The 24644-nt window shown below is 68.2% G+C and carries 23 protein-coding genes; 7 read left to right on the plus strand and 16 right to left on the minus strand.

Going from position 1 to position 24644, the window contains the following annotated elements; all coding sequences use genetic code 11:
- Positions 1-1161: 1161 nt before the first annotated feature.
- Positions 1162-2511 carry a reverse transcriptase family protein gene (locus VF697_RS25895; protein ID WP_331099389.1) on the plus strand — a complete coding sequence of 450 codons (1350 nt, stop codon included), beginning with the start codon at positions 1162-1164 and terminating at the stop codon, positions 2509-2511.
- 289 nt (positions 2512-2800) lie between these two features.
- On the opposite strand, the gene sseA is transcribed toward VF697_RS25895, so the two are convergent.
- Both sseA and VF697_RS25905 read right to left on the minus strand, forming a co-directional pair.
- Complete coding sequence (sseA, locus tag VF697_RS25900; protein ID WP_331099390.1) at positions 2801-3649, minus strand: 3-mercaptopyruvate sulfurtransferase; 849 nt, start codon at positions 3647-3649, stop codon at positions 2801-2803.
- A gap of 302 nt (positions 3650-3951) precedes the next feature.
- Positions 3952-4956 (minus strand): SRPBCC domain-containing protein, encoded by a 1005-nt coding sequence (locus VF697_RS25905; protein WP_331099391.1) that lies wholly within the window; start codon positions 4954-4956, stop codon positions 3952-3954.
- A 262-nt stretch (positions 4957-5218) separates the two neighbouring features.
- On the opposite strand from VF697_RS25905, the gene VF697_RS25910 reads away from it, so the two are divergent.
- Complete coding sequence (locus VF697_RS25910; RefSeq protein ID WP_331099392.1) at positions 5219-6847, plus strand: M4 family metallopeptidase; 1629 nt, start codon at positions 5219-5221, stop codon at positions 6845-6847.
- 5 nt (positions 6848-6852) lie between these two features.
- Here VF697_RS25910 and VF697_RS25915 read toward each other — a convergent pair whose 3' ends face one another.
- Together VF697_RS25915 and VF697_RS25920 are read right to left on the minus strand one after the other, a co-directional pair.
- The gene (locus VF697_RS25915) at positions 6853-7752 is read right to left on the minus strand and encodes a MaoC/PaaZ C-terminal domain-containing protein (RefSeq protein ID WP_331099393.1); all 900 of its coding nucleotides are present in this window, start codon (positions 7750-7752) and stop codon (positions 6853-6855) included.
- 70 nt (positions 7753-7822) lie between these two features.
- Positions 7823-8290: a tetratricopeptide repeat protein gene (locus VF697_RS25920; RefSeq protein WP_331099394.1), complete on the minus strand. Its 468-nt coding sequence runs from the start codon at positions 8288-8290 to the stop codon at positions 7823-7825.
- Positions 8291-8388: 98 nt separating this feature from the next.
- On the opposite strand from VF697_RS25920, the gene VF697_RS25925 reads away from it, so the two are divergent.
- Complete coding sequence (locus tag VF697_RS25925; RefSeq protein WP_331099395.1) at positions 8389-8979, plus strand: hypothetical protein; 591 nt, start codon at positions 8389-8391, stop codon at positions 8977-8979.
- Positions 8980-9006: 27 nt separating this feature from the next.
- Here the strand turns inward: VF697_RS25925 and VF697_RS25930 are convergent, their stop codons facing one another.
- The 3 genes from VF697_RS25930 to ycaC form a co-directional block, all read right to left on the minus strand.
- Positions 9007-10227 (minus strand): cytochrome P450, encoded by a 1221-nt coding sequence (locus VF697_RS25930; protein WP_331099396.1) that lies wholly within the window; start codon positions 10225-10227, stop codon positions 9007-9009.
- Between the two features lie 118 nt (positions 10228-10345).
- A complete protein-coding gene (locus VF697_RS25935) occupies positions 10346-12106 on the minus strand; it encodes a phosphatidylinositol-specific phospholipase C domain-containing protein (RefSeq protein WP_331099397.1) in 1761 nt (586 codons plus the stop codon).
- Between the two features lie 260 nt (positions 12107-12366).
- The gene (gene ycaC, locus VF697_RS25940) at positions 12367-13014 is read right to left on the minus strand and encodes an isochorismate family cysteine hydrolase YcaC (protein ID WP_331099398.1); all 648 of its coding nucleotides are present in this window, start codon (positions 13012-13014) and stop codon (positions 12367-12369) included.
- Positions 13015-13185: 171 nt separating this feature from the next.
- Between ycaC and VF697_RS25945 the strand changes: the two genes are divergently transcribed.
- Positions 13186-14190 carry a LysR family transcriptional regulator gene (locus VF697_RS25945; protein WP_331099399.1) on the plus strand — a complete coding sequence of 335 codons (1005 nt, stop codon included), beginning with the start codon at positions 13186-13188 and terminating at the stop codon, positions 14188-14190.
- A gap of 54 nt (positions 14191-14244) precedes the next feature.
- Positions 14245-15003: a 2OG-Fe(II) oxygenase gene (locus VF697_RS25950; RefSeq protein WP_331099400.1), complete on the plus strand. Its 759-nt coding sequence runs from the start codon at positions 14245-14247 to the stop codon at positions 15001-15003.
- Here VF697_RS25950 and VF697_RS25955 read toward each other — a convergent pair.
- Together VF697_RS25955 and VF697_RS25960 are read right to left on the minus strand one after the other, a co-directional pair.
- On the minus strand, positions 15000-16016 hold the full coding sequence (locus VF697_RS25955) for a multiheme c-type cytochrome (protein WP_331099401.1): 1017 nt from the start codon (positions 16014-16016) through the stop codon (positions 15000-15002). The genes VF697_RS25950 and VF697_RS25955 overlap by 4 nt on opposite strands.
- 3 nt (positions 16017-16019) lie before the next feature.
- Entirely contained in the window at positions 16020-16844 is an 825-nt protein-coding gene (locus VF697_RS25960) for a hypothetical protein (RefSeq protein WP_331099402.1), read from the minus strand.
- A gap of 89 nt (positions 16845-16933) precedes the next feature.
- Here VF697_RS25960 and VF697_RS25965 point away from each other — a divergent pair, with 89 nt between their 5' ends.
- Positions 16934-17455, plus strand: coding sequence for a hypothetical protein (locus tag VF697_RS25965; protein WP_331099403.1), 522 nt, complete (start codon positions 16934-16936; stop codon positions 17453-17455).
- A 16-nt stretch (positions 17456-17471) separates the two neighbouring features.
- Here the strand turns inward: VF697_RS25965 and VF697_RS25970 are convergent, their stop codons facing one another.
- From VF697_RS25970 to VF697_RS25985, 5 genes are read right to left on the minus strand one after another with little or no spacing between them, the layout of a single operon-like run.
- On the minus strand, positions 17472-18881 hold the full coding sequence (locus tag VF697_RS25970; RefSeq protein WP_331099404.1) for an FAD-dependent oxidoreductase: 1410 nt from the start codon (positions 18879-18881) through the stop codon (positions 17472-17474).
- A gap of 49 nt (positions 18882-18930) precedes the next feature.
- Entirely contained in the window at positions 18931-19740 is an 810-nt protein-coding gene (gene aac(3) / locus VF697_RS25975) for an aminoglycoside 3-N-acetyltransferase (RefSeq protein WP_331099405.1), read from the minus strand.
- Positions 19741-19785: 45 nt separating this feature from the next.
- The gene (locus tag VF697_RS25980) at positions 19786-20211 is read right to left on the minus strand and encodes a hypothetical protein (RefSeq protein ID WP_331099406.1); all 426 of its coding nucleotides are present in this window, start codon (positions 20209-20211) and stop codon (positions 19786-19788) included.
- Positions 20184-20405, minus strand: coding sequence for a M12 family metallopeptidase (locus VF697_RS43575; protein ID WP_414641341.1), 222 nt, complete (start codon positions 20403-20405; stop codon positions 20184-20186). The genes VF697_RS25980 and VF697_RS43575 overlap by 28 nt, the downstream gene beginning before the upstream one ends.
- 21 nt (positions 20406-20426) lie before the next feature.
- Positions 20427-21281, minus strand: a complete 855-nt coding sequence (locus VF697_RS25985) for a class I SAM-dependent methyltransferase (protein WP_331099407.1) — start codon at positions 21279-21281, stop codon at positions 20427-20429.
- 448 nt (positions 21282-21729) lie between these two features.
- On the opposite strand from VF697_RS25985, the gene VF697_RS25990 reads away from it, so the two are divergent.
- Positions 21730-22173 (plus strand): hypothetical protein, encoded by a 444-nt coding sequence (locus VF697_RS25990; protein ID WP_331099408.1) that lies wholly within the window; start codon positions 21730-21732, stop codon positions 22171-22173.
- A gap of 18 nt (positions 22174-22191) precedes the next feature.
- Here the strand turns inward: VF697_RS25990 and VF697_RS25995 are convergent, their stop codons facing one another.
- Positions 22192-22341 (minus strand): hypothetical protein, encoded by a 150-nt coding sequence (locus VF697_RS25995; RefSeq protein ID WP_331099409.1) that lies wholly within the window; start codon positions 22339-22341, stop codon positions 22192-22194.
- Positions 22342-22444: 103 nt separating this feature from the next.
- The gene (locus VF697_RS26000; RefSeq protein WP_331099410.1) at positions 22445-24610 is read right to left on the minus strand and encodes a hypothetical protein; all 2166 of its coding nucleotides are present in this window, start codon (positions 24608-24610) and stop codon (positions 22445-22447) included.
- Positions 24611-24644 lie beyond the last annotated feature (34 nt).

A 24644-nucleotide genomic window follows, 5' to 3' on the forward strand; every position in this document is an offset into this window, starting at 1 on the left:
TGAAACGGACCGGTGGTAATCCGCTTCTACGCGCGTAGAAGTGAAACGGACCGGTGGTAATCCGCTTCTCCGCGCGTAGAAGTGAACCCGGGTGGGTCGAATCCGCTTCTACGCGCGTAGAAGTGAAACGGACCGGTGGTAATCCGCTTCTACGCACGTAGAAGTGAACTGGGCCGGGGAAGGGTCAGGCACCTCGTACGGGGCCAGGATGCGACGCCTCAGCGGGGCTCGGAGCCGTCGCCACCGTCCAGACTGGTGACAGGAGGGCGCGGCACCGCGACGGGCAGAAGGCATTGGCTCTGGTAGGCCACGGTTTGCGGTGGACAGGGGCGTTTCTCAATCGGAAGCCAGCAGGCGCCGGACACCTCCACCTCGAGGCCTGCCGTACAGGGGGAGCGTGGAGGGCTTGGTCCATGCTCCCTACTGCCTCGCGCACATCCTCGAAGGTGCACACCAGTGACTCCACCGATTGCCTGTCGGGGGCAACGGACCATGGGGTGTGCTCCACCTCCAGGGCGACGTACTTGGGGGAAGCCGAGGAACTGAGTCGGACCCGCCAGTCGGTCAGCGGCACCGAGCCCTGCTCGTCCTCGGCGGCGGGTTTGAGCACCAGGGCCGGTGCCCCGCTCGTTTCGTGCGTGGCCCGGTAGAGCTTTCCGTGGCTGTACTCGTCTTGCGGCACCTGCTCCTGGAACTGATACGGCCCCACCTGCTCCACCTCGTCCCCGCTCGACTCGGGCTTCTTCTGCTCGTCCTTGCGTGCTCCTCGCGGGCCTTCCCGCCTGCCCGAGGCCTTGAGCCCCTTGTCCGCCCCGAACCCAAGCCCCCATCCCAGCAGGTGCATCCGGAGGATGCGATCGGGTTTCTCAGGAAGTAGTGTTCCTGGATGTGACTCCAAACGTCAACTTCCCTGACACCAGGAGTGCCAGTGCTTGGCCGGCTTTCTTTTCGTAGACTATTGTCCGACGTGTGCGGCGGCGGTGTCCCAAGCGCGTGGGTCCAACCGCTTTGGCGGGAGGCCTCCTCCGGGGCTACCCCGGGGGTGAATCGAAGTGAGGAGCACCACACCGCAGGGGCCACAGTGCGCTGGCGCGCAGCTCAGCCCCTGCAACACGAGACACGTTGGGACCTCCCGCCGCCGCACCTTTTCGAGCCTGTCACATGGGTGAGGCACGCCGGGACATCGCGAGGGGGCTCGCCAGCGCATTGCTCGCGGGAGGGTGGCGGCGGAGCGAGCTGCTCTTCCGGGCGGCGGATGCGCTTGGAGGCAGTGGCCTGTGGCTGCGCCACCTCGTCCAGGACGTGCTCGCCGCGTTCCCGAGCCCTCCCTGGGATGCGAGGGACGTGCTGGCGCGCTTCATCTTCGCGCACGAGGCCTTCCAGGATGTCTGGGCCCGGAAATGGATCACCGCGAGACTTCGGCGCTGGTACCTGGACGTGCCGGAGATGCGGGAGCCGCGCTGGCCCGTGCGCCGCTTGAACACCCTGGGGGACGTCTCGGAGTGGCTTGGCGTCTTCGACGAGCAGCTCGACGGGTGGGCGGACCGGAAGGGGCTGGAGCACACGACGCGCGAGCCGCGGCTCCAGAACTACCGCTATGCCTGGGTGCCCAAGCGGTCGGGAGGAGCGCGCTTGCTGGAAGCACCCAAGAGCCGCCTCAAGTCGCTGCAGCGGCGCATCCTCCAGGACATCCTCGACACGATTCCTCCGCACCCAGCGGCACATGGATTCAGACAGGGGCGCTCTGTCCTGACCCACGCGAGGCTCCATGCGGGCCAGGAGACCGTCCTCCACTTCGACCTGCGGGCCTTCTTCGCGGAGGTCCACCCCGCTCGGGCGTTCGGAGTCTTCCGGGCCACGGGCTACCCGGAGGAGGTGTCACGGACGTTGATGGGGCTGTGTACCAACCGGGTGCCGCTGTCCGTCCTGCGCGAGGCTCCGCGCCCGACGAACGCGCGGGAAGCCGAGGCGCTCTTCCACCTCCGGCGGCGCTTGGCCGAGTCCCACCTGCCGCAGGGAGCGCCGACCTCGCCCGCGCTGGCGAACCTGTGCGCCTTCCACCTGGATGTCCGGCTGGAGGAACTCGCGCGCTCCCTGGGGGTGACCTACTCGCGCTATGCCGATGACCTGACGTTCTCGGGGGACCGGAAGCTGGCGGGGGCGGCGGGGCGACTGGAGCGGCGGGTGGGAGACATCGCCCGCGAGGAAGGCTTCTCGTTGAACCCTCACAAGACGCGGGTCATGCGAGCGGCGAGCCGGCAATCTGTGACGGGGATTGTGGTCAACCAGGGCCCAAACGTGGCGCGGGACGAGTTCGACGCCCTGAAGGCGACCCTGCACAATTGCGTGCGGCACGGTCCCGCCAGCCAGTCGAGGGGAATCGAGCACTTCCGGGAGCACCTTCAGGGGAAGGTGGCGTGGGTGGAGCACCTCAACCCACACCGGGGCGAGACGCTTCGCCGCCTGTTCGATGCGATCGATTGGAGCGGGTTGCCCGACCCGCCCGAATGACCGTCCTGGTGCCATCGGGAAGGTGTCAAAGGACTCGTTTCGACACCTCGCCTCCTACGAGTCGTTTGACACTCCCTGACACTCCCTGCCGAGTCTGCCTCTGGGAGAAGGGCTTTGCGGAAGGTGTCATCAGAGGATTCGTACAGAGGGTTCGTACAGCACAGCAACCACGAAAGGTCAGAAGTTCAGGTGCGGGTACCAGATCACCGGAAGCGAGCCGTCTGGCTTTCAGGGAAGCCGCTCAGATACTCCTTGGGGCACTCGCGCGAGGCTCCACTTCTATACGTGCTCATGCCGGGCCGGTGACGATCGGCGTGTCGGCCAACCCGCCCCATTCCGTCCAGGAGCCGTCGTAGACCGCCGTGCGCGTCCGGCCGAGGCGAGCGAGGGCCAGGGCCAGGATCGACGCTGTTATCCCCGAGCCGCAGGTCGTCACGATGGGTCGCTCGAGGTCCACGCCCGCCGCCTCGAACACCTGAGCCAGCTTGTCGGTCGGCAGCATCGTACCGTCGGGTGCGATGACGCGGGAGGAGGGGACGCTGCGCGCGCCCGGCATGTGGCCGCCCCGCAGTCCGGCACGCGGCTCGGGGGCCTCGCCGGTGAAGCGGTTGGCGGGGCGGGCGTCGACCAGTTGTTCGCGGCCGCTCGTGAGCGCGCGCAGGACCTGCTCCTTGTCGCGCACCAGCTCGGCGGTGAAGCGCGGCGAGAAGGGGCGCTCCTGCGGAACAGGCTCGCCCTTTTCGAGGGGACGTCCCTCGGCGATCCACTTGGGCAGGCCGCCGTCCAACACCCCTACGTTCTCGTGGCCCATGACTCGGAAGGTCCACCACACCCGCGCGGCCGAATGCACGCCCTTCGCGTCGTAGACGACGATCCGCACGCCGTCACCGAGCCCCAGCGCCTGGACACATGAGGCGAACCTGGCGGGGGAGGGCAACATGTGCGGCAAGTGGCTGTCGGTATCGGCGATCTCGTCGATGTCGAAGAACACCGCGCCGGGGATATGGGCCAGGGCGTATTCGCGTCTGGGGTCGCGCTGGTCGGCGGGCATGAACCAGGTGCCGTCGACGACCTTCACGTCAGGGTTCCCGAGCTGCTCTTGCAGCCAGGCGGTGGTGACGAGCGGATCTTGCGCCATGTGAGACCTTTCAGGGCCAGCGAGGCGCCGAAGAGTAGCCCACCCGCGGGGCTCTCCGACGCTTCTCGTCAGCCACGCCTCAATGAACCGTTGTCAGTGTTCCCGGGGAAGGTGTCAGGCACCTCGTACGGGCACAAGCGAGCGGTTGCGCTCGAGGAGTCCAGGGACGCAGGCTCCGAGCCAGTGGAGGAGGGCGAATAGCCCCCTGTGTCCTGGAAAGATGTCATGGGTAGGTCGCTCCTGATAGCAATCCGCGCTCGCCGCGTGGCTCGTTGGACCCACGCCCTGCATCGTACGGCCGATCAATCCTTCGCGAGGCTCCCGAGCACCTTCGACCAGTGCTCGCGCATCTCCTCTCGAGTCTCCGCGTCCGGCAGCTTCTCCATGTGTACGTGGAAGGAGGCGCCCCGTGCCTTGGGCACCAGCGTGAGCTGCAGCGTCGCTGGCTTCTTCCAGCCGTCTGGCTGCCACGTCATGCGCACGCGCTGCCCGGGCTTCACCACCCGGATTTCTCCGCGCACGCCGGGCGCTCCGCGACGCTTGGGGACCTCGAAGCCCTTGCCCGGCTCGAGCTCCAGCTTCGCGCCAGCGCCGAGCCAGCGCTCCGCCTGCTGCGTGAGCAGCTCCCACAGCTCGGGTGCGCTCATCGGCAGCGTACGCACCACGCCCACCTGGAAGCCTGTGTCGGCCGTCTCGCCGACCACCCGCTTGCCGCGAGCCTGCTCGTACGCCACCGCGATGGACTGCTGCCACCAGCTCGACTCCACCTCACGGGCCAGGTGCGCGACGAGCTGCTTGTGGTTCAGCGCGCTCGCCCCCGCGGCGTCCAGCGCGCGCATCCACACCTTCCAGTCACGCCCGGTGGCTTCTTTCACGGCGCCGTCGGTCACGCGCTCGGTGATGAGCGCCTTCTTCCTGGCGGCCGTGGTCTTCTTCCCCTTCGCGGCAATCTCCGCGAGCCGCGCCTGCACCAACGCCTTCACCAGCTTCACCGGCAGCGGCCTGTTTGGCGGGAAGGTGACGCCGCTCTTCGACACGGAGTAGCCGGCCAGCTCTGACTTCAGCGCTGGCACGACGCCGCCGCTGAAGGGGTAGTAGCCACAGTGGTGCTTGAAGAACGCGAAGCCGGCCACGGCGTTCCCGTCGACCTTGAAGGTGGGCATCCGGTAGCTGAGGGTCTCCACCGCTCCTGGGAGCAGCTTCCGGAGCTGCATGCGCAGCGCCTCCAGCGTCTTCCTCGCCGCCGGGTCCTCCACGCTCGCCAGATATGCGTCGATGGGCTGCAACTCTCGAGGCTTCGTCGCCATGGTCTTCGGAGAATAGGGGACAGACTCCTTTTTGGGCAGCTGTCGCCTCACACGCCTCGGTCCTGCCGTCCTTGAACCGGCCCATCTCCATCGGTTCTCCGGTGGCCGGGCCTGGAGGTGAGTCCACGCGTGCCCACCACGGAGAGCCACGCGGAAAAAATTACTCGCGGTCGATCCAGGATTTCCTATTGGCGCCAATATTCAGGGTGTCCTGTTTTGTTTTGTCCGAGGGCTCCGCCCCCTCATTCCAGGAGTGAATCCGATGAAGCGCATCCTTCCCGCGGCATTCGTCACGTTGACCCTGTGGGGCTGTGGCGATTCGGGCAGCACCCGTGTCACCTCCACGCGCGAGCTGTCCGCGGGCCCGGAGCGCACGGCGGTCGTCCAGCGCGCGGTCTCGCGGGTGCTGCTCGAGGGCGCGAAGCTGGGGGTCACGGCTCCCGAGGCGCTGTCCGCGCGCACGGTGCTGGTGGATGACGACGGCACGGCGCATGTCCGGCTCGAGCGGACCTGGCAGGGCCTGCGTGTCCTGGGTGGCGACCTGGTCGTCCACCAGCGCGGGGACGCGGATGCGCGCGGCTTCAGTCTGGCGGGCCAGCCCTCGCTCGCGTCCGTGGCGAGCCGTCCCACGCTGGATGCCTTCGGGGCCGCACAGCGCGCCCGGTCGGCCTTCGTCGGGACGCTGAGTGGGCCGCGCACCGCGAAGCTGGTGGTGGACGCGCGCCAGGGCCACGAGCCCGCGCTCGCCTACGAGGTGGTGCTCGACGGCTACCAGCCGGACCAGACGCCCTCCGAGCTGCACGTGCTGGTGGACGCCACCACGGGCGCCATCCGGGGCAAATGGGACGCCGTCCACACGACCGCGGCGGTGGGCTCGGGCGCCTCGCTCTACTCCGGGCAGGTGTCCCTTGCCACGGACTCCGCGCTGCTCGGGGGCTACGCGCTGCGCGACACGACGCGCGGCGGGGGCTTCTACACGACGGACATGAATAACCTCGGCTCGGTCCCGGTCGTGGGCGACACGCTTCCGCTGCCCCCGCTCCTGGTGCCCGGAACCACCTTCACGGACTCCGACAACGTCTGGGGAGACGGCACCGCGGGCAACCGCCAGTCCGCCGCGGTGGATGCGCACTTCGGCCAGCAGACGACGTATGACTATTACCGCGCGGTCCATGGCCGCGACGGCATCGATGGCGCGGGCCGCATGGGCTACAGCCGCGTGCACTACGGCGACAAGTACAACAACGCCTTCTGGTACGACCTCTGCTTCTGCATGACGTATGGGGATGGGGACGGCAACATCCTCGCCCCGCTCACCTCGCTGGACGTCGCGGGCCACGAGATGACCCACGGCATCACCAGCCAGACGGCGGGGCTCACGTACGAGGGCGAGTCCGGCGGGCTCAACGAGGCCACCAGCGACATCTTCGGCTCCCTGGTGGAGTACTACGCCAACACCGCGCAGGACCCGGGCGACTACCTCATCGGCGAGACCATCTACACCCCAGGCAGGCCGGGGGACGCGCTGCGCTACATGCACCAGCCCTCCCTGGACGGCAAGTCGCCGGACTGCTGGTCCTCCAGCCTCGCGTCGCTCGACGTGCACTACTCCAGTGGCGTGGCCAACCACTTCTTCTACCTGCTGGCCGAGGGCTCCAACCCGGCCGGTGGCCCGGCGAGCCCCACTTGCGATGGCTCGTCGCACGGGGGCATCGGCCGGCTCAAGGCGGGGAAGATCTGGTACCGCGCCCTCACGGTGTACATGACCTCGTCCACCCACTACGCGGGGGCGCGCGCGGCCACCCTCAGTGCCGCGTCGGACCTCTATGGCGCGGGCAGTCCCGAGGTCAGCGCCGTGGCCGCCGCCTGGTCCGCGGTGAGCGTGAACTGAAGGGGCTACGTCCCGAGGGTCAGTCGGCCCATGACGTGAAGTGGGCCTTCCTCGGACCTCACGCGGTAGGCGACTTCGCCGGCCTCCAACGCCGCTGTCTGGAACACCACCCGCGAGGGCAACAGCAGCGGACGGCGGAACTCCGAGGAGAGGGTGAGCGCGGGGGCCTCCGCCGCCTCGCCCAGCTCCGCCACGCAGCGGCCCACCGTCCACATGCCGTGCGCGATGGCGCGCGGGAATCCGAAGGGCCTCGCCGTGAGGCCGTACAGGTGGATGGGGTTGTAATCCCCGGAAGCACGCGCGTAGCGCCGGCCGGTGTCCTCGGGCACCTTCCAGGGCGCGGGGTGGCTGTGGGCGAAGATTGGATCCTCCTCGAGCGCGGGAGCCGTGGCGCCGGCTGGGCGCTCGTCGCGCGGACGCTCGCCGGTGCCGGGCAGGCGGCGCAGCATGGTGGTGACGGCGCTCCACACGCGCACTCCGTCCTGCTCCACGAAGGTGTGCAGGTCCAGCTCGCGCCCCTGCCGTACCTCGCGCTGCCCCTCCAGCCACACGCGCACGGAGAGCGCGGCGCCCGCCGGGAGCCGGCGGTACTGGCGGATGAGGTTGCGCACGTGGATCATCCCCAGCAGCCGGTAGGGGAACTCGGGGCGATTGAATAACGCGAGGTGGAGCGGCGCGGCGAGCACCTGGGGAAAGGGCAGCGGCAGGTCACCGCGCTCGGGGAAGCCGCACACCTCGCGGTAGCGTGCGAGTTGTCGCGGGTCCGGCGTGAGGTGATTCACGCGCACCTCGAGTCGAGGCACCTCCCCGGGGCGCGCGGGGCGGCGGGCCATGGCGGCGCGCAGCAACTCCCTGGCGAGTGGAGGGGGCTCGGCGAGCTCGAGGACAGGCGGGGAGACGGACATGGGGAGTAGGGGAGTGGCTGAGCAGACGGTTTCGAAGGGGAGCCAGCCGCCCCCCAAAGCACGGTCGCGGTCAGGTGGAAGGCGCATGCTCCGCCAGCACCCGGTCCAGGGCCTCCGCCTCCCGCCGCAGCTCCGGGTCCGCGTCCCGCGGCACCTTCGCCACATGAGCGCGCGCGCGGGCCGGGTTCGTCTTCGCCAGGGCCATGGCGACGTAGAGGTTCGCGCGGGCGTGGCTTGGATGCGCGCCCAGTACGGGCGCCAGCACCTGCTCCGCCCGTGCGTCCTCGCCCCGCTCCAGCAGTGACATCGCCAGGTCGCATGCCGGTGCCGGCTCGGACGGCGCGCGGGCATGCGCGAACTCCAGCAGCTCCAGCGCCCGGTCACGCTCTCCCGCGAGGTCCAGCGCGAGCGCCAGCCCGTGCATCGCCCTCACGTCCCCCGGCGCCTCCCGGAGGGCCTCCTCCAGCAGCCGGCGCCCCTCCTCCACGTCTCCCGCTTCCAGCCGGGCCATCCCATCGCGATAAAGGTCCGTTCCCACTGAGTTCTCCCCGCATCACGCGGCGCGTCATCCACAGGTACGCAACTCCCGTACGACAAACTCCGATAACTTGAGAGGAAGCGTTCCCCCAGGTTCCCATGATCGTCCGCAATTCCCCAGTCTCGCCTCGCCGCCCGGTCAACTCCACTCCGGAGACGCCGGCCGAGGCGCCGTCCAACACCGTCGCCCAGACGCGTCCCCACCAGCAGGACACGTTCACCGGCGCGGCCACCGCGCTGCAGCGCACGGCGAAGGTGGGAGCCGCGCCCGTGGGCAACCACGGCACGCTGATGCGGGAGTACCTCACCGGTGCCCGCCCGCCCCCGGCCGACTTCGAGAAGGTCATGGGCTACAAGCCCTTCACCATCCAGACGAAGCATGGCCAGCGGATGCAGGACCCGCACGGCTCCGCCTCCGCCCCGGGGAAGGTGGGCCCGGACAAGGAGTTCGACCCTGCGGCCAAGACGCACGACTATGGCTACGACCTGCTTCGCTACTACGCGAAGAAGGGCACGCCGCTCGCGCCCGAGGCGCGCAAGGCCGCCGATGCCCTCTTCCGCGAGGACCTCTTCCACTTCGCCAACGACCAGAAGGGCCTGGGCAGCCGCATCAAGTTCCGGGCCTGGGCGCAGATCTACGCCACCGCGGTGGAGCTGAACTCGCGTGTCCAGAACCACGGCCCTCCGTAACGCCCGGAGCGCCGCGAACGATGGCGCTCAGCTCCTCGGGAAGCGCACGTGCAGCGAGCTGGGCCCGCGATCCTGGAGGTTCGAACCCCGGTAGTTGTAGGGCGTGCCAGCCAGCTCCCAGCGCGGCAGCGTGAGCAGGGCGCGCAGGGACTCCTCGACCTCGAGCCGAACGAGGGAGGCCCCCGGGCAGTAGTGAGCGCCGACCCCGAAGGTCAGATGCCGGTTGGGCGTCCGGGTGATGTCGAAGCGAGCCGGATCGGGGAACAGCTCGGGGTCGCGATTGGCCGCGGCGACCAGCGCGTGGACGAAGCGCCCCTTGGGAATGCGCGTGCCGCCGAGCTCCGTGTCCTCCACGCACAGCCGGTTGATGGACAGGACGGCCGGCTCATGGCGCAGGCTCTCCTCGATGGCACCCCGGAGGAGTTCGGGGTCCTGCCTCAACGCGCGCAGCTGCTCGGGGTGATTCAGGAGCGCGAGGACCGTGTTGGAGATCTGGTTCGTCGACGTGACGAAGCCCGCGCCGATCATCTGGAAGGACTGGATGATGGCCTCGCCCGCGAGCTGGGGATTGCCCTCCTCCCCCGCGATGAGCTGGCTGACGAGATCCTCCCCGGGCGCCGCACGGCGCTTCTCGACGAGCGCCTTCAGGTAGGCCACCATGTCATTGGAGGTGCGCCGCACGGAGGTGCGCACATCGTCCGTGCCGACCGCCGAGGCCGCGGGCTTGAGCAGGTCCCTCGCCCAGCGCATGAACTGCGGCCGATCCGCCTCGGGGAGCGCGAACAGCTCGGCGATGGCGTTGATGGCGATGGGCTCCGCGAAGTCCGCGACGACATCCATCTCTCCCTGGCGCCGTGCCTTCTCCAGGCCCCGCTCCACGAGCGATGCGACCTGGGGCCGGAAGTGCTCGAGCGCCGCGGGCGTGAAGCCCTTCATGACGAGCTGACGGAGCAGCGTGTGGCGAGGCGGATCCTGGAAGAAGACGAGCCGTGACCAGACCGCGAGCATCTCCTTTGACGCCTCATCCTCTCCCAGCAGCCCGAGTCCCCCCAGCAGCTCGTTCGCGCGCCGCGAGGAGAAGCGAGGGCTCTTGGTGAGCGTCTCGATATCCGCGCCGCGCGTGAGGATGAAGCACTGGAAGGGCTCGAAGAAATAGACGGGCGCCTGGGTGCGCAACCGCTCGAACGTGGGGAAGGGGTTGGTGAAGAAGCTCTCGCTCATGAGATCGAAATCGGTGCTTCCGCTCATCGTTCCTCCAGGGCTGCGGGTGTGACACCGGGGGAAGCTAGCGCGGCAACGGTCTCTGCCGCGCGCCCCCGGGCTTCGGGTTCGAGCTTTGCCAGGGGTGAGTCGCTCTCCCTGGCTTTCAAGGCATCCCCGGGAAATTCCACGGTGTGTACACGGGGGTGAAGCCGCCCTGGCCATTGGAAGTCATCACGATGAAGTTCTGGTTCCAGGACGCGTACCAGGACCAGTCCGTGCGGCCATCCGCGTTGTAGTCCCCCGTGTTGAAGAACCGGGCCTTGGACCAGTCTTCAAAGGAGGCATACGTATAGTTGTACACGGGGGTGAAGCCGCCCTTGCCATTGGACAGCATCACGATGAAGTTCTGGTTCCACGGCGCGTACCAGGACCAGTCCGTGCGTCTATCTCCGTTGTAGTCCCCGGTGCTGAAGAACCGGGCCCCGGACCAATCTCCCAAGGAGGCGTAGGTGTAGTTGTACACGGGGGAGAAGCCGCCCTGGCCATTGGACAGCATGACGATGAAGTCGCGGCTCCACGGCGCGTACCAGGACCAGTCCGTGCGACCATCCCCGTTGTAGTCCCCCGTGCTGAAGAACCGGGCGTCGGACCAGTCTCCCAAGGAGGCATAGGTATAGTTGTACACGGGGGTGAAGCCGCCCTGGCCATTGGACAGCATCACGATGAACTCGTTGGTCCGTGGCGCGTACCAGGACCAGTCCGTGCGTCTATCCCCGTTGTAGTCTCCCGTGCTGAAGAACCGGGCGTCGGACCACTTTCCCCAGGCGGAGGTGTTGTTGCGTGTCGGGGTGAAGCCGCCCTGTCCGTTGGACAGCATCACGATGAACTCGTTGGTTCGTGGCGAGTACCAGGACTCGTCCGTGCGCCCATCTCCATTGTAGTCCCCGGTACGGAAGTGCTCGGCGGTGGGCTGGAAGTTGCGGGCGATGATGGCATCGATCAACCCCGCTCCCGGGAAATCCATCATCAGCACGCCCGTGTGCTGAACATGGCCTCCGGCCAGATGGTTGAGGATGGCGGGATTCAAATGGCTGGCAATCAACTTGGGATTGTGCTCAGTGGCACAATCCCACGCGTAGCTGGAACAGTCGGCACTTGCGAAATTGACATACAGCTTGCTGGAGTCACTCGCGTTGGCCCGCGCGAGCTGGTCTCGCACCAGGGTCCACTTGGCGTCGATGTCGGTGTCGGTGTCAATATCCTCATCCTGGATGTCGAGAGCCCCCCATCTGATGCCATACACGCCCCCGCTGAAGTCATCGAGAATGACAATCTTGCCTCGCACCTGCTGCAGGGTGGGAAGGGTGGTGCCGTCCCAGATGAACTGGGTGTAGGCAGCCTGTTGACGGTAGGCCTCGAAGGTGTCGGCGAAGGACCGGGTGGTGCTGTTCGATTCGTATTCCTGCTTGAGGCGCATCAGGATGGTTTCGGAAGGATGCTGCTGGAGAAATTGCACCGAGATCCCCAGGACGTCATCGAAATTGGTACCGAGGTAGTAGGCGCCGCGCTGGAGGATGAAGCCGTTCCCGAAATGGCGGACGCGGATATCCAGGACACGGATGCCGGCGTCGAGCTGGGCGCGGAGCCCCAGGCTCTGGCCCAGGACCAAGAGGCTCACCATGCCCCTGTCATCCCCTGCGACCGTACTGGCCATGGTTTGATGGGTCCCGGGCAAGGAGATCGCCGCGAGAGAAGTGGTGTCGGCAAGCCCGCGCATCCAGTCGGGGTGCTGGGTGGAGATGCTGCCAGCGTCGTTGAACGCCTGCCCTTGAGCGGCCGCGAAGTGGACCGGGGTGAACAGGGCGAGGAGGAGCAGCACGAGAGGTACGGCGCGGTGGATGCAGGGCAGCTGTGGCGATGACATGGGCAAATCCCGAAGCAGCAGGCTGGACGGCCCCGCTCCCGGGTCGCCAGCGTTGCGCCAGCTGAACCACGGAGGAGCGGTGGGCAACCGCATATGGCAGACGTGAAGCGTCCCACAGGACTCGCGCTTCGCTGATGAACATGGGGATGAACGCCTGGTCGGTGGCTTACTCGGCCAGCACCTTGGGTGGAGGGCGGCCTGGCGGGAGGGCGCCAGCGACGCCCAGCCCCCTCTCGAGGAAGGGGCTGGGCGGAGTGCCATCAGGGCACGGACTTCGGCAGGGGATTGGCTGCCTTGAACATGCTGTAGCTGGTCATCAGGTTGCGGTAGTCGGGGATGTGGTTGGAGAACAGCGTGCCCAGACCCTCGACGTCACGGCGCCAGTCGCGGTGCAGCTCACAGGCGAGGGCGAACCACGTCATGGGTTGTGCGCCCGCCGCGGCCATCCGGTCCCACGCCGTGTGGCGCGTGACCTCGTTGAACGTGCCGGAGGCATCGGTCACGACGAACACCTCGAAACCCTCCGCGAGGGCCGACAGCGCCACGAAGGCGACGCAGACCTCGGTCACGATGCCCGCGATGATGAGCTGCTTGCGTCCGGTGGCCTTCACCGCCTTGACAAAGTCCTCGTTGTCCCAGGCGTTGATCTGCCCGGGTCGCGGGATGAAGGGCGCCTGCGGGAACTTCTCCTTCAGCTCCGGCATCAGCGGGCCGTTGGGGCCGTTCTCGAAGCTGGTCGTCAGGATGGTCGGGAGCTTGAAGTAGGCCGCGAGGTCGGCCAGGGCCAGCACGTTGTTCTTGAACTGGTCCGGCTCGAAATCGCGGACCAGTGACAGCAGGCCCGCCTGATGGTCCACCAGCAGTACCGCGGCATTCTCCCTGTCGAGACGGGTGTAGGGCTTGCTCATGTCTTTTCCTCCGGATGGTCCGCCGTCATGGCGGCGGATGGGGTACGGCGCTCGGAGCTCCGCCGAAGAGGGCGGGGCCTGTCGCGTTGACCCGGAAGATGGGGTGGAGGCCGGTCGGCCTGTTAGCCCTGAATTTGCCCGCAGTGTCCTACCCATCGGACAATCCGTGGGGTGCAGGACCTCAATGACCTCTTCTTTTTCGCCCAGGTGGTCGAGCATGGCGGCTTCGCCGCGGCGGGCCGGGCGCTCGGGATGCAGAGATCCAAGCTCAGCCGCCGGATTGGCCTGTTGGAGGACAGGCTGGGTGTCCGTCTCATCCAGCGCTCCACCCGCCGGTTTTCGGTGACCGAGATCGGACGGGTGTACTACCGCCACTGCATCGCCGTCCTGGTCGAGGCGGACGCAGCCCAGGAGGCCATCGACCGCACGCGTTCAGAACCCCGAGGGCGCGTGCGTCTGATCTGCCCCGTGGCACTGCTTCATTTCCATGTCGCCGAGATGCTGGCGCGGTTCATGGCCGCGAACCCGCTCGTGCAGGTCCAGCTCGAGAGCAGCAACCGGCGGGTGGATGTGGTCCAGGAGGGCTTCGACGTCGCGATCCGGGTGGGATTTCCGCCGCTCGAGGAGAGCGACCTGGTCATGAAGACCCTGGCGGACAGCGCGCAGCGGCTGGTGGCGAGCCCGAAGCTGCTCGAAGGCCGAGCACGTCCGCTGGTCCCCACTGCACTGAACGGCCTGCCGAGCCTGGCCTGCGGGGCATCGCCGCACGAGCACTCCTGGTGCCTGGAGGGGCCCGATGGCGCGACGGCCCTCATCCGTCACGAGCCCCGCATGGTGACCGACGACATGGCGGCTCTGCGCGCGGCGGCCCTGCATGGCGTCGGCGTGGTGCAGCTCCCCACGATGATGGTGCGCAAGGACCTGCTCGAGGGCAAGCTGGTGGATGCCTTGCCCCATTGGGTGCCGAGGAGCGGGATCGTCCACGCGCTCTTTCCGTCCCGTCGAGGGCTGCTTCCCTCGGTCCGCGCGCTCATCGACTTCCTGGCGGCTGAATTCACCGCGCTGGGCGGCGCCGAGGCGGAGTACCTGGCACCGCGGCGTAAGGTGTCGCGTAAGGTGTCAAAGAACTCGACACGCGGGACGCGAACGCGAACGCGAGTCGACCTGGACGGGTGAACCCATGGGTCTCATGGCATCATCGAAGGCCAGCAACCTCGGCGGAGATGCCCGGTGAGTGTCGCAACCCTCGAAGAAGGCCCTTTGGTGGGTCCGAGCTTTTTCCTCTCCCGGACGGCGCTCCGCTCGCTCGCGCTGGCCCATCGGGACACCTACGGCGCCGCACGGCCCTATCCTCACGTCGTCATCGATGGCTTCCTGGGAGAGCGACTTGCCTCCGGACTGGCAGGGGTCTTCCCGGGCGCATCCGAGGCCAGCTGGAAGCGACGCGATTACCAGGAACAGGCGGCGCGCCTGGGACAGCTTCAGCGCATGGCATTCGAAGGCGTGCATGGAGCGCTGCGACACCTGCTCTCGGAGTTCTCGAGCATGTCGTTCCTCGATTTCCTGGAGACACTCACCGGAGTTCAAGGGCTCATCGCGGATCCGCATTTCCGGGGCGCCGGGCTGCACCTCACGCTGCGTGGGGGCCATCTGGCGCTTCACGCGGACTTCAATCGCGATCGCTTCCGTGCGCTCTCGCGGCGGCTCACCGTCCTCTACTACCTGAACCCTGATTGGCAACCCGCCTGGGGTGGGGACCTCGAGCTGTGGAATGCCGACCTCTCCAGGTGCGAGACGCGAATCGCTCCACTCCTCGATCGGCTGGTCGTGATGGCTCACGGGGATGACCACTGGCATGGCCATCCAGCCCCGCTGGAGTGCCCCGAGGGACGCGGTCGAGCCGCGGTCGCGGCCTACTTCTATACGGCGGAAGCATCCTCGGACGTGCCGGAGGCCCACGGCGCCATCTGGGCACCAACGCGTTCCTAGTCCTCGCCTGTGGACACGGTGCCCTCGTGCAACGGGAGGCACAGCTCCTCCGGTGCGACGTGCCCCTCCAGCGCCGACTCGGCGAGCAGGTAGTCCAGCCGCCAGTGCAGCACCCGGGGCAGGGGCCTCGTGAGGGGAAACTCCAGGCGGCGTACTGGCTGGGTGGACGCCGTCTCCACCGGCACCGTCGTATCCGCGGCGAGCACCCAACCCTCCGGCCGCATGTCGAAGCGGCGCATCAGGAGGCGGGTGGCGAGCGGGGCCGCGCAGGACGGCTCCTGGCACAGCCGCAGGCGCAGGCGGCGGAAGGGGTCTCCCGAGGGCACGCGGTGGCCCACGTCCCGGGCCCGTACCTCGGCGACGAGTCGCTCCCCCTCCCAGGAGAAGGAGACGGAGAGCGCTCCGGCCACCAGCCCCGGCGAGTGCACGCCGGGAAAGGTGTGACGCCCCTCGGGCATATGGCAGCCCTGGCAGGTGACGCCTCGCGCGGCGGCGGCGGAGGAGGCCCACTCGGACAATGTCTCCTGCATGGGGGTGGTGCTGTACTGGAACGGGCGCGCGCCGTGGACGGGGACGTTGAACTGGTGGCAGCCGCCACAGAACTCCGCCGTCGCGAGCTTCGGCTCCCGCCGCACCGGGTGCGCGGACAGGGCCGCGGGGTCCGGCTCTCGCGCCGTCAGCACCTCGCCCCCGCGGACGTGACAGGCGGCGCAGTTGACGCCCTCCTCCCGCAGCGCGCGCCGCTGCTCGGGCAGGGGCGTATGACAGTTCACGCACCACGCCTGGGGAGCGCGGCGGTGGGACGCGGTGAAGAGCGGATTGGTGAAGGCGCTGGCATGGCGCGAGCCGGCCCACTGCCGGTACTCGGCCTCATGGCACTCGCCACAGGCCCTGGCGGAGAGCGAGCCCACCTCGGCCGGAGGCGTCACGTCACGCAGTGGCCGGACGCCCTGCTCGAAGAGGGGGGGCGCCGCGAGCACCGCCAGCACCACCACCCAGGAGGCCCCCGTCATTGCCTACTCCGCCTTCGCGGTGGCGGCCTCGGGCACGTCCAGGATGGCCACCACCGTCAGGGTATTGGACATCTGCCGCGTGCTGGCCTCGTACGTGCGGTTGAGCACCACCACCCGGCGCCCCGAGGGAGACACGGCCACGTTCGGCACGGACACGAAGTAGTCGTCGTTCGTATGCTCTTTGTCGAAAGCCTTCGACCAGAGCACCTGCTTCTTGCCCCCCTCGTGCAGGAGCAGCTGCAGCTTGCCCTTGTAGCGGGAGGTGCCCTCATCCTCGTTGTCGATGTCCTCCGTATCGTCGAGGAGCTCCAGGGTGAAGGGGGGCCGCGTGCCCTCCTTCACTTCCAGACGCATCGCGCCCTCCTTGGGGCTCCACTCCCGCCCGGTGCTCTGGAGGTCGATGCCCAGTCCGGCCAGCGTCTTCTTCGCCTCGGCGAGCCGCTGTGCCGCCTTCTTCGGGGGGGTGCACTTCTCCTGCTCCTGGATGGGCAGGACCACCACCTTCTTGCCCTGCTCGAAGACGCGCAGTGCCAACGAGCCGTGGAACGGCTTGCCCTGGTGGTCCATGTACCCCTTGCAGAACCCGTCCTTCCCTCGCGAGGGGTCCGCCGTCGTGTCCTCTTCCGCCATGCCCGGCACGAAGGGCTCGTCGCGCTCGAAGACGCGGAACGCGAAGCGCCGCTCATCCTTGGACCACCCGATGAGCTGGGCCCGAGGGGCCTCGGTGCCCGACCCCAGCAGCAGCTCCTCCTCCGCCCGGGCGGGCGTCACGAGGACGAGGGACAGGACACAGAGACCGAGGGAGAGGGAAAGGACGGGCTGTCTCATGGCGTGCCAGTCTCGCACAGGCCCGGCCTCCTTCGCCTGCCCCCGGGCCGCTCGCGGTGGGGCCCCCCGCCGTTCTATCCTGGGGGCTCATGCTCGGTAGACTTCTGCTCTGGGCCCGGCGCCACTCCCGCAGGGCCGTCGCGCTCGCCCTCGCCCCTGGCCTCGTCGCGCTCGCCTTCGATGCCGCCATCGCCCACTGGGCCGGGAAGGACTTCGACAACCGGCTGCAAGCGGTCCCGGTGGTCTACGGCGTCGTCGGCTTCGTGCTGATGACGCTCGTCTGCATCCCGCGCTCCCGCGCGCTGTTCGCGTGGACGGCGCGCCTCGTCGGAGGCGCGGGCGTCGTCATCGGCCTCGTGGGCACGGTCGTCCACCTCCGCGCGCTGTTCGAGGAGCTCCAGGGGCAGTACACGGCCGGGAGCCTCGAGGGGGCCTTCTCGGTGGCACCGCCCCTGCTGGCGCCGCTCGGCTTCGCGGGCGTGGGCGCCGTGCTGTTCCTCCTGCCGAGCGCCAGGCTCCTGCTCCGCCTGCGCGTGGGCAGTCCTCCCCGCGTGAGCACCGGCTCGGCCGAGGTCATCGAGCTCCCGCGGGACCAGCGGCGCGCGGGCTAGCCCTCTGGCTGCTCGCTCAGGCCGCTCGTGTGGCGGAGGCGGCGAGCGGCTTGGGCCCCGGGGTCTGGGCGGCCTTGTCGGGCCGGACGGTGAGCACCTTGAGCACCATGCGCGGGGAGAGCATGGCGGCGGGTGAATCGATCATGTGCTGCACCCGCGCGAAGGTCGTCATCGCCTCCTCGTCGTAGCCCGCGAGCTGCTGGAACCGGTTGCCGTACCAGCTCATCAGGCCGAACCCCGGCGGGCGCTTGCCCTCCACCTCGGGGAAGCCCAGGTCTCCGGCCGTCGCGAGGGTCCAGGGCCCCTCGAGGATCTGTCCCGCCCGCCGACGGTAGCGATCCGAGGCCCCGCGCGCTCCCTGGCGCAGGCACTCGCCCAGCGCCTCGGCCTGCATCGCGCCCGTGCTCATGCCCTGGCCGTAGATGGGGTTGAACGAGCAGAAGGCATCCCCCACCACCGCCAGCCCTTCAGGGAAGCGGGGCATGCGCTCGTAGTGGCGGCGCTGGTTATGTGGGAAGCGGTAGAGGTGGATGGGCCCGAGCGGCTCGGCGTTCTTGATGGCCTCGTACAGGTGCGGTTGGGGCAGGCCACGGGCGAACTCGAGGAACGCCGCGTCGTCCGCCGTCGAGGGGGCATCGCCCAGCCAGCCGCCCAGCAGCACCAGCCAGCGGTCGTCCTCGATGTCCTGGATGATGCCAATCCGCCGCTCCTTCGGCAGCTTGGGAGAGATGGCCAGGGAGCGCCACCCGGGCTCGAAGCCCCGCGGCTTCTGGTAGAGGCGACTGGCGTAACCCACATTCACATGGATGCGCGTTTCCTCGACCCGGGGGTAACCCAGCGCCTCCAGCCACTGCGGCGTGCGCGAGCCACGGCCGCTGGCGTCCACCACCAGGTCGGCCTCGAGCGTCTCCTCCTGCCCGCCGCCCGGCGCCTGGAGCTGAAGCCCCGTGACGCGCGTCCGGTCCCCGCTCGTCTTCAAGCCCACCGCTTCCCGGCCATCGAGGATGCGCACGTTCGTGAGGGCCTGGAGCCGCTGGCGGACCACCCACTCAAGCAGCAACCGGCTCAGGGAGGCGGCGCTCACACCACTGCGAAACCGTGGGCGCCAGGTGCCGGCCCCGAACGAGGCGACGGACTCGACCACGTCCAGGAACTCCCCTCCGGCGGCCTCCAGGTCCTCCCGGATGCCCGGGAGGATGTCGGCGAGGATGTCCATTCCGCGCGTGAGCAGGCCATGGATGTGCTGCGCCTGGGGGACACCCTTGCGCGGCATGGGTCCGTTCGGGAAGGGATCGCGCTCCACCAGGGTGACGCGCTCGAAGTGGCGGGCCAACATGCCCGCGGACATCAGCCCGGACATGCTGCCGCCATAGACGATGGCGTGCGTACCGACGGGCGTGGACGGAAGGGGAGTGGACGTGCTCATGGAGGGGGGAGCGTAGGAGGACTCCCCCCGAGCCGTCGAATCCTGGAACTCAGCCGAAGCGTCGCTCCAGCCAGTCGACCGCGAACGCGGTGATGGCCGCGGCGTCCACCAGGGTGCTGGGCGCGTCTCCGACCAGTCCCCGCGCGCCCTGACCCGTGGCGAGGAACTCGGTGACGAGGGTCGCGAAGTAGTCGTCCTCGAGACCGGGAACGATCGGAAGCGAGGTCTCGAACTCCTCGACCATGCGCCACCGGGTGCCTTCAGCGGTGGCGAAGGGCACCTCGTAGCGGCGAACGCGCTTGCCCGGGAGCCGCGCCAGATGCTCCGCGTGGTGCAGCAAGGTCAGGGTGTCGAGCGGCGCGCCCACCATCAAGACCTTGCCGCTGGCGGCCACCAACTTCGCCAGGGGCGAACCTTCGCCATACCCGTAGTCCAGCGGATGATCGGCCGTCATCCAATCCGCCTTCGCGCCGATCGCGGCCACCGAGGCGCCCGGGTTGCCACTCCTTCGGGCGCCGGGCCAGGTGCGGATGAACTCGGCCAGCACGCCGTTGTCTCGGATGGCCCGCGAAGCAGCCGGGTCGAATGGCGGCACATGGGCCCGCCACTCCTCGGGCACGCGTCCCTCCTCATCCAACAGCTCATCGTAGCGGGCGTCCCAGTCGGTATAGGCGAGGACCGTCCCGCCGGGACTCGAGGCGTCGAGGATCGCGCCAATCAAGGCGTCGGGACCATTCAGCAATCGCCCGACCCGGCTCATCGCCGCGTGGACCATGACCGAGTCACCTGGGCGGATGCCCAGGCGCTCGACATCCTTTCGCAACGAGGCGCGTGTTTGAAACAGGGCGACGTCTGACATGCGAACCCCACTCACGTCCCCGCCAGGGACGAACCTCACGAGGTTTTACGGACAGCGCGCCGAGACGTACTTGCCGGTCGTCCCGGTGAACACCACCGCGTCGGTGATCCAGGTGCCGTTGCTCAACTTGTTCCACACGTTGGTGGAACCCCAGGGGCCGCTGGCGCTGGTTCCAGTGGTCTGGCACACGATGGTGATGCGCGTATTTCCGGCCAGGGTACCGGCCGACGCATAACCACTGCCCGGTCCGGTGCGAAGCGTGTAGGGCCCTCCGGCCGCGGTCTTGCCGTAGTTGCCCCCGTACATCCACTGCACGCTGTACACGTCGTTCCAGCTCATTTCGTGGTTGGTGTACATGCCGCTCCCCATCTCATAGGTGCGACCGCGCTTGGACTCCATCGTCCAATTGCCATTCGCCGAGGCGGAGTCGTATTGGTAGTGCATCACCGAGCTCTCGTCGTACTCGGCCACCAGACTGTAGCCCGAGCATTGCAGGGCGAACTGAGGCCGCCAGTCCGGCAGGATGTTGGCGTCATATACCAGATGGCGCTGTCCCGGTCGCAGCGGTTCTGCTCGTGCTGCAGCCCGAGCGCGTGGCCCAGCTCGTGGATGGCGATCCCCTTGGTCTGACAATTGTAATCCAGGGAGACCATCTGGTTTTTCATAGATTCCGGTTTGTTCAACGATCAGGGGCTGGAGTCTGTCCTCCTCGCCACGGCGAGCCACGTCACCCCACCGAGCAGGACCTTGTCGCCCGTTCGATAGCGCTCGCACTCGCGGGTCACCTCCTCCTCCCAGGCCCGCTGCGCCTCCGGTGGCAGCTCCTCCACGAGCTTCGCCAGGGGGCCCGCGAAATCGCGAATCCAGCGTGCGACTCCCGCACCATCTCGCGCCTCCATCACGGGGACATGCATGGACTCGACGTGCTCCATCGCGAACCCGGTGCGCGTCAACACCGGGCGCAGGCGCTCGGGGTCGGAGAAGCGGAACACGCCCGGGACATCGGCGTCGATGGCGGGAAGCTGACAGAAGCGGGCCACGCTCCTGCGTGGCAGCGACGCGTACTCGACCTGGTCCGGCCCTCCCCAGCAGGCGCACACCAGGAGGCCGGAGGGACGGAGCGCTCGCCATATCCGCTCCAGCGCACGCTCGGGCCGGGGCATGGCCATCAACCCCCAGCGCACGGTCGCCACATCGAAGGACTGCTCCGGCACCTCGAGCGTCTCCGCGTCCGCGGCACGAAACTCGATGTTCGAGAGGGCCTGGGCGCGTGCCTTCTCCCGTGCGGTCTCCAGCATGCCGTCGACCAGGTCCGTTCCCAGGACGAAGCCGGAGGGGCCCACCCGGTGCGCGGCGCGCAGGGAGGGCTCGCCCGTGCCCGAGGCCACATCGAGCACCCTCATTCCCGGCCGAAGGCAGGCGAGGTCGAGCATCCGCTCGCTGACGGACGCCGTGAGGCGGGACTCCATCTCGTCGTATCGGCGGACCAGGGCGACGCGCTCCGCCCAGAATGTCTGCTGTGGTTGTGTGGGGGTTGTCATGGGACGCTCCGGTATGGGGTGAGGCAACCTGCTCGCTCGTGTGGGCTCGAGACCCCGCGCCAACGGGGGTGAATCCCGAGCGCGAACTGACATAGTATCCAGGGTTCCAATGGCTGAGAGTTCGGACCCATCCTCCCAGGACGATGATTCCTCGCAGGACCCTGGCGCTTCCCAGCCCGGGTGGCGTCTCCGAGGGCCGCTTCAGGATTTCCTGGTCGTCAGGCGGCTCAGCCGGGCCACGGAAGAGGGTCGCCCGTGCGTTCCCGGGCTCTTGATCGTGGCCGAGCTGGATCGCTGGCTCTCCTCCATTTCCAGCAGAAGGATCTGTCTCGAGTTGTACGAGGCCGTGACCGGCATGGGCGGGAGCGACCTCTTGCTCCACCAACGGCCAGACCGATCGGAGCAGATCAGGCACCGCCTGGCGAGGGCGTTTCGCGACGGCGAGCTGATGGCCCTGCCGCTCGGGGCGCCCCGCGTCCGCTCAGGCGGTGGGCCTGGGTCGGCGGGCGGCGGTGCCCCCGCCCCGGTTCCCCTCCTGCCCGACAGCATGGCGGTGGACAGCAGCGCGCCCGAGGAGCAGACGGCGAAAGAGGAGAAGGAGGCGGACGAGCAGAAGGCGGCGGACGAGCAGAAGGAGGAAGAGCTGTCCTGGGTGGCCTTCGAGCTCGTGGACGAGGATGGCACGCCGATCGGCGACGTCCGCTACCGCGTGGTGCTCCCCAACGGAGAGGTGCGCGAGGGCACGCTCGATGCCCAGGGTCAGGCGATCATCCAGGATATCGCCGAAGGCACGTGCAAGATCTTCTTCCCGGACCTGGATGACAGCGACGAGTCCCAGGACGGTGAGTCCGAGAGCGACGACTCCGACAGCGACGAAGAGGAAGACCTGTAGGTCGGTCCCGCGACGTCCTCAGGCGGAGAAGATGAACAGCCGCTTCTTGACGACGATCTTGACCCAGGTTTCGGTCTGGGCCTTCAGGCCCGCGGTCGCGAGCTTCTCGCGGGAGACGGTGACTCGCTTCTTCTCCGATTCCGTTGCCTTGGGTTTCGAGCGCGCCATGGTTGCTTCCTGCTCCTCGAGGGGGGCTTGAACGAATCCTGCCGCGCTTCGCTCCGGTGGGGAAGCCCCCGGGGCGCGGCTCGCGCGGCCGGGGGGCTTCCCGTTATCGGCCTTGAGCCGCCTTGCGCTTCTGCCGTTCCTTCGCGATCTCCTCCTCCGTCAGCCAGGGGACCTTGTTGGGGTTCTGGAAGGCGTAGAACTCGAAGTCATCCCTCTTCCAGCCGTCGCCAAGAACCTGCTCGGTGACACGAACCAGCGCCCCGTTTCCGCCTTGGTTGACGAAAGGAGGAATGAGGGGGCGGGGGGGCTTGCCCTCTTTGGCCTCTTTCGCCGCGAGCGCGGCCTGTGCCCTCGGGCTGTAGTAGTAGACGACGCCCTCGCCGTCGCCGGCCTGGCGCATGAAGATGGGAGTGACGAGCGTGACGAGCCGCTGCAGCTTGTCTCGGTCCTTGAACGCCGCGGTAGCAGGCGCCTTCATGTGCTCGCGGGCTTTGAGATAGAGCTCCTTGTTGTAGGCGTCGAACCCCGTTTTCTGGATGACCTCCGTCGGGGAGAGGCATCTCTTCCAGGTCTCGAAGTTGCGAGCGACCCGGTTCATGATGGTGTGGGCAACGGCCTTCCACGACTCATCGCTCTCCGAGATGGCCTCGCCCCAGATCGTGGCGACGAAGATCTCGAAGTCTTCCTGAAGCTCGGGAGGAATGGTGGGCAGGGGCGTGTGGAGCTCGGCGGCGTGGCCGGACAGGTCCACCGTGTTCGAGGTGCAGACCCCCGAGGCGAACTCCTTGGACATGAACGTACCGTTGTGGAACGGCGCATAGCCTCCGGGGATGCCGGGCTCGCTCGCCTCGTAGTCCACGAGGGTCCCGAAGGGCACCTCCTTGCCAATCAATCCCGGCGCGATCTTCAGCACGGCGAACACCTGCAGCCCGGGGATCTCCTTGAGGGCCGCCACGTACTCCCGCGGGAGACTCTTCAAGTCGAGCAGCTCGTGCTGGAACGCGTTCTTCGTACTCGTGAGCCCCACGAAGTCGAGCGCCGACAACCGCGAGTCGACGTCGAGCGGCGAGCACACCGCGAGCAACTGGCGCCCCTGGTAGTCGCGAGGAACGCTGGCCTGCAGGAGGACGCTCTGGAGCATGCTCCGGAAGTAGTTGTCCAGCTCCTGGAGCTCCATCGCCTCTCCAGCCACCAACCGGACGTAGGGCTTCAGGACCATGTCGAGCGCAACCGAGTCGCTGAAGCCCTCGAAGCTGCCCTGGACGCTCAGCTTGCCCTTGTCGAGCAGCACCTCGAACGTCTTCAGGCGGGGCCTGGGGACCTCGAGCGCGAGCCGAGGGACCGCTCGGAGGGCTGGCCCAGACGCCGGGCTGGCCGGTTTCTTCGCGTTCTTGCCTTTCCCCTCGGCGGGGGGAGGAGGCTTGCGCGCCACCGTGAGCTTGTAGTGGAACGCCACCGTCTCGGAGGGGGGCTCATTCTCGCCTAGCACCGCGAGGCGGTCATTCAGCAGCTCGCCTTGCGCCCCGCGGACCGAGGTGAAACCTATCTTCCATAGCAGCAGCGAGGTCGCGTTGGGGTCGCCAATCTCCCACTCGATGCGGACGGTCGCGTCCTTGTCCGGCTGCGGGCCCGCGGGGAAGATCTCCAACGTCGCGAGCAGCCCGGCGAAGAGCTTCGAGAAGCTCGGCGTGAGCTGCATCAGGGTGCCAACCCGGTTGCTGTGCAACGCCAACTCGAGCCAGTCGGGCACCCAGCCACTCGTCAGCTCCGCGGGCGCGACGCTGAAGCCGATGTTCGCCTCCAGCTCGTAGGGAATGGCCCGGGCATCCCCAGGTAGCACCTCGACGGGCTCGTTGCCGGAGAGCGCCGGCTCGATCCGGAAGCCCAGGCGGCCCTTGCCAATGAGCCCGAGCTCGAAGGCGGAGAGCCGCAGCGCCTTGGAGCCGTCCCCGTCCTTCTCGCGCACCGCGAAGCGCTTCCCACTGGGGACGAGGCAGGTCTCGCGCGGGTGCGGGATCCTCCTCTCGTCGAGGCAGTCACTGGTGACGATCCACTCGAGCCGGCATGGCGGGAGGCCCGCCACGTTCTCGCAGCTGCCGCCCACCACGACTTCCCAGGCGTCGAGGTTCTGCAGGGGGGGCTGGGTCTGCTTCTGCGGCGAGAGGACGATGCGCGGCACCGCCCGGATCCTCACCACCCCGTCGTAGCCGAGCGGAATCTGGCAATCGCCATGTGCCCCCGCCTCTGAAGTGTCTTCGGTCTGTGCCATGGCTGCTTTCCCTCGGATGAGCTCCAGCTACTCC

It is taken from the genome of Archangium sp. (genome assembly GCF_036388035.1).
Classification (GTDB): domain Bacteria; phylum Myxococcota; class Myxococcia; order Myxococcales; family Myxococcaceae; genus Archangium.

Bases quoted from the DNA above. Each gene is read 5' to 3' on its own strand.
- VF697_RS25930 (WP_331099396.1), bottom strand. From the start codon at position 10,227: ATGAGCGGAAGCACCGATTTCGATCTCATGAGCGAGAGCTTCTTCACC.
- VF697_RS25935 (WP_331099397.1), bottom strand. From the start codon at position 12,106: ATGTCATCGCCACAGCTGCCCTGCATCCACCGCGCCGTACCTCTCGTG.
- VF697_RS25995 (WP_331099409.1), bottom strand. From the start codon at position 22,341: ATGGCGCGCTCGAAACCCAAGGCAACGGAATCGGAGAAGAAGCGAGTC.
- VF697_RS25955 (WP_331099401.1), bottom strand. From the start codon at position 16,016: ATGACGGGGGCCTCCTGGGTGGTGGTGCTGGCGGTGCTCGCGGCGCCC.
- ycaC (WP_331099398.1), bottom strand. From the start codon at position 13,014: ATGAGCAAGCCCTACACCCGTCTCGACAGGGAGAATGCCGCGGTACTG.
- VF697_RS25915 (WP_331099393.1), bottom strand. From the start codon at position 7,752: ATGTCCGTCTCCCCGCCTGTCCTCGAGCTCGCCGAGCCCCCTCCACTC.
- VF697_RS25910 (WP_331099392.1), top strand. From the start codon at position 5,219: ATGAAGCGCATCCTTCCCGCGGCATTCGTCACGTTGACCCTGTGGGGC.
- VF697_RS25960 (WP_331099402.1), bottom strand. From the start codon at position 16,844: ATGAGACAGCCCGTCCTTTCCCTCTCCCTCGGTCTCTGTGTCCTGTCC.
- VF697_RS25985 (WP_331099407.1), bottom strand. From the start codon at position 21,281: ATGACAACCCCCACACAACCACAGCAGACATTCTGGGCGGAGCGCGTC.
- VF697_RS25990 (WP_331099408.1), top strand. From the start codon at position 21,730: ATGGCCCTGCCGCTCGGGGCGCCCCGCGTCCGCTCAGGCGGTGGGCCT.
- VF697_RS25970 (WP_331099404.1), bottom strand. From the start codon at position 18,881: ATGAGCACGTCCACTCCCCTTCCGTCCACGCCCGTCGGTACGCACGCC.
- VF697_RS43575 (WP_414641341.1), bottom strand. From the start codon at position 20,405: ATGAAAAACCAGATGGTCTCCCTGGATTACAATTGTCAGACCAAGGGG.
- VF697_RS25895 (WP_331099389.1), top strand. From the start codon at position 1,162: ATGGGTGAGGCACGCCGGGACATCGCGAGGGGGCTCGCCAGCGCATTG.
- VF697_RS25905 (WP_331099391.1), bottom strand. From the start codon at position 4,956: ATGGCGACGAAGCCTCGAGAGTTGCAGCCCATCGACGCATATCTGGCG.
- VF697_RS26000 (WP_331099410.1), bottom strand. From the start codon at position 24,610: ATGGCACAGACCGAAGACACTTCAGAGGCGGGGGCACATGGCGATTGC.
- sseA (WP_331099390.1), bottom strand. From the start codon at position 3,649: ATGGCGCAAGATCCGCTCGTCACCACCGCCTGGCTGCAAGAGCAGCTC.
- VF697_RS25925 (WP_331099395.1), top strand. From the start codon at position 8,389: ATGATCGTCCGCAATTCCCCAGTCTCGCCTCGCCGCCCGGTCAACTCC.
- VF697_RS25965 (WP_331099403.1), top strand. From the start codon at position 16,934: ATGCTCGGTAGACTTCTGCTCTGGGCCCGGCGCCACTCCCGCAGGGCC.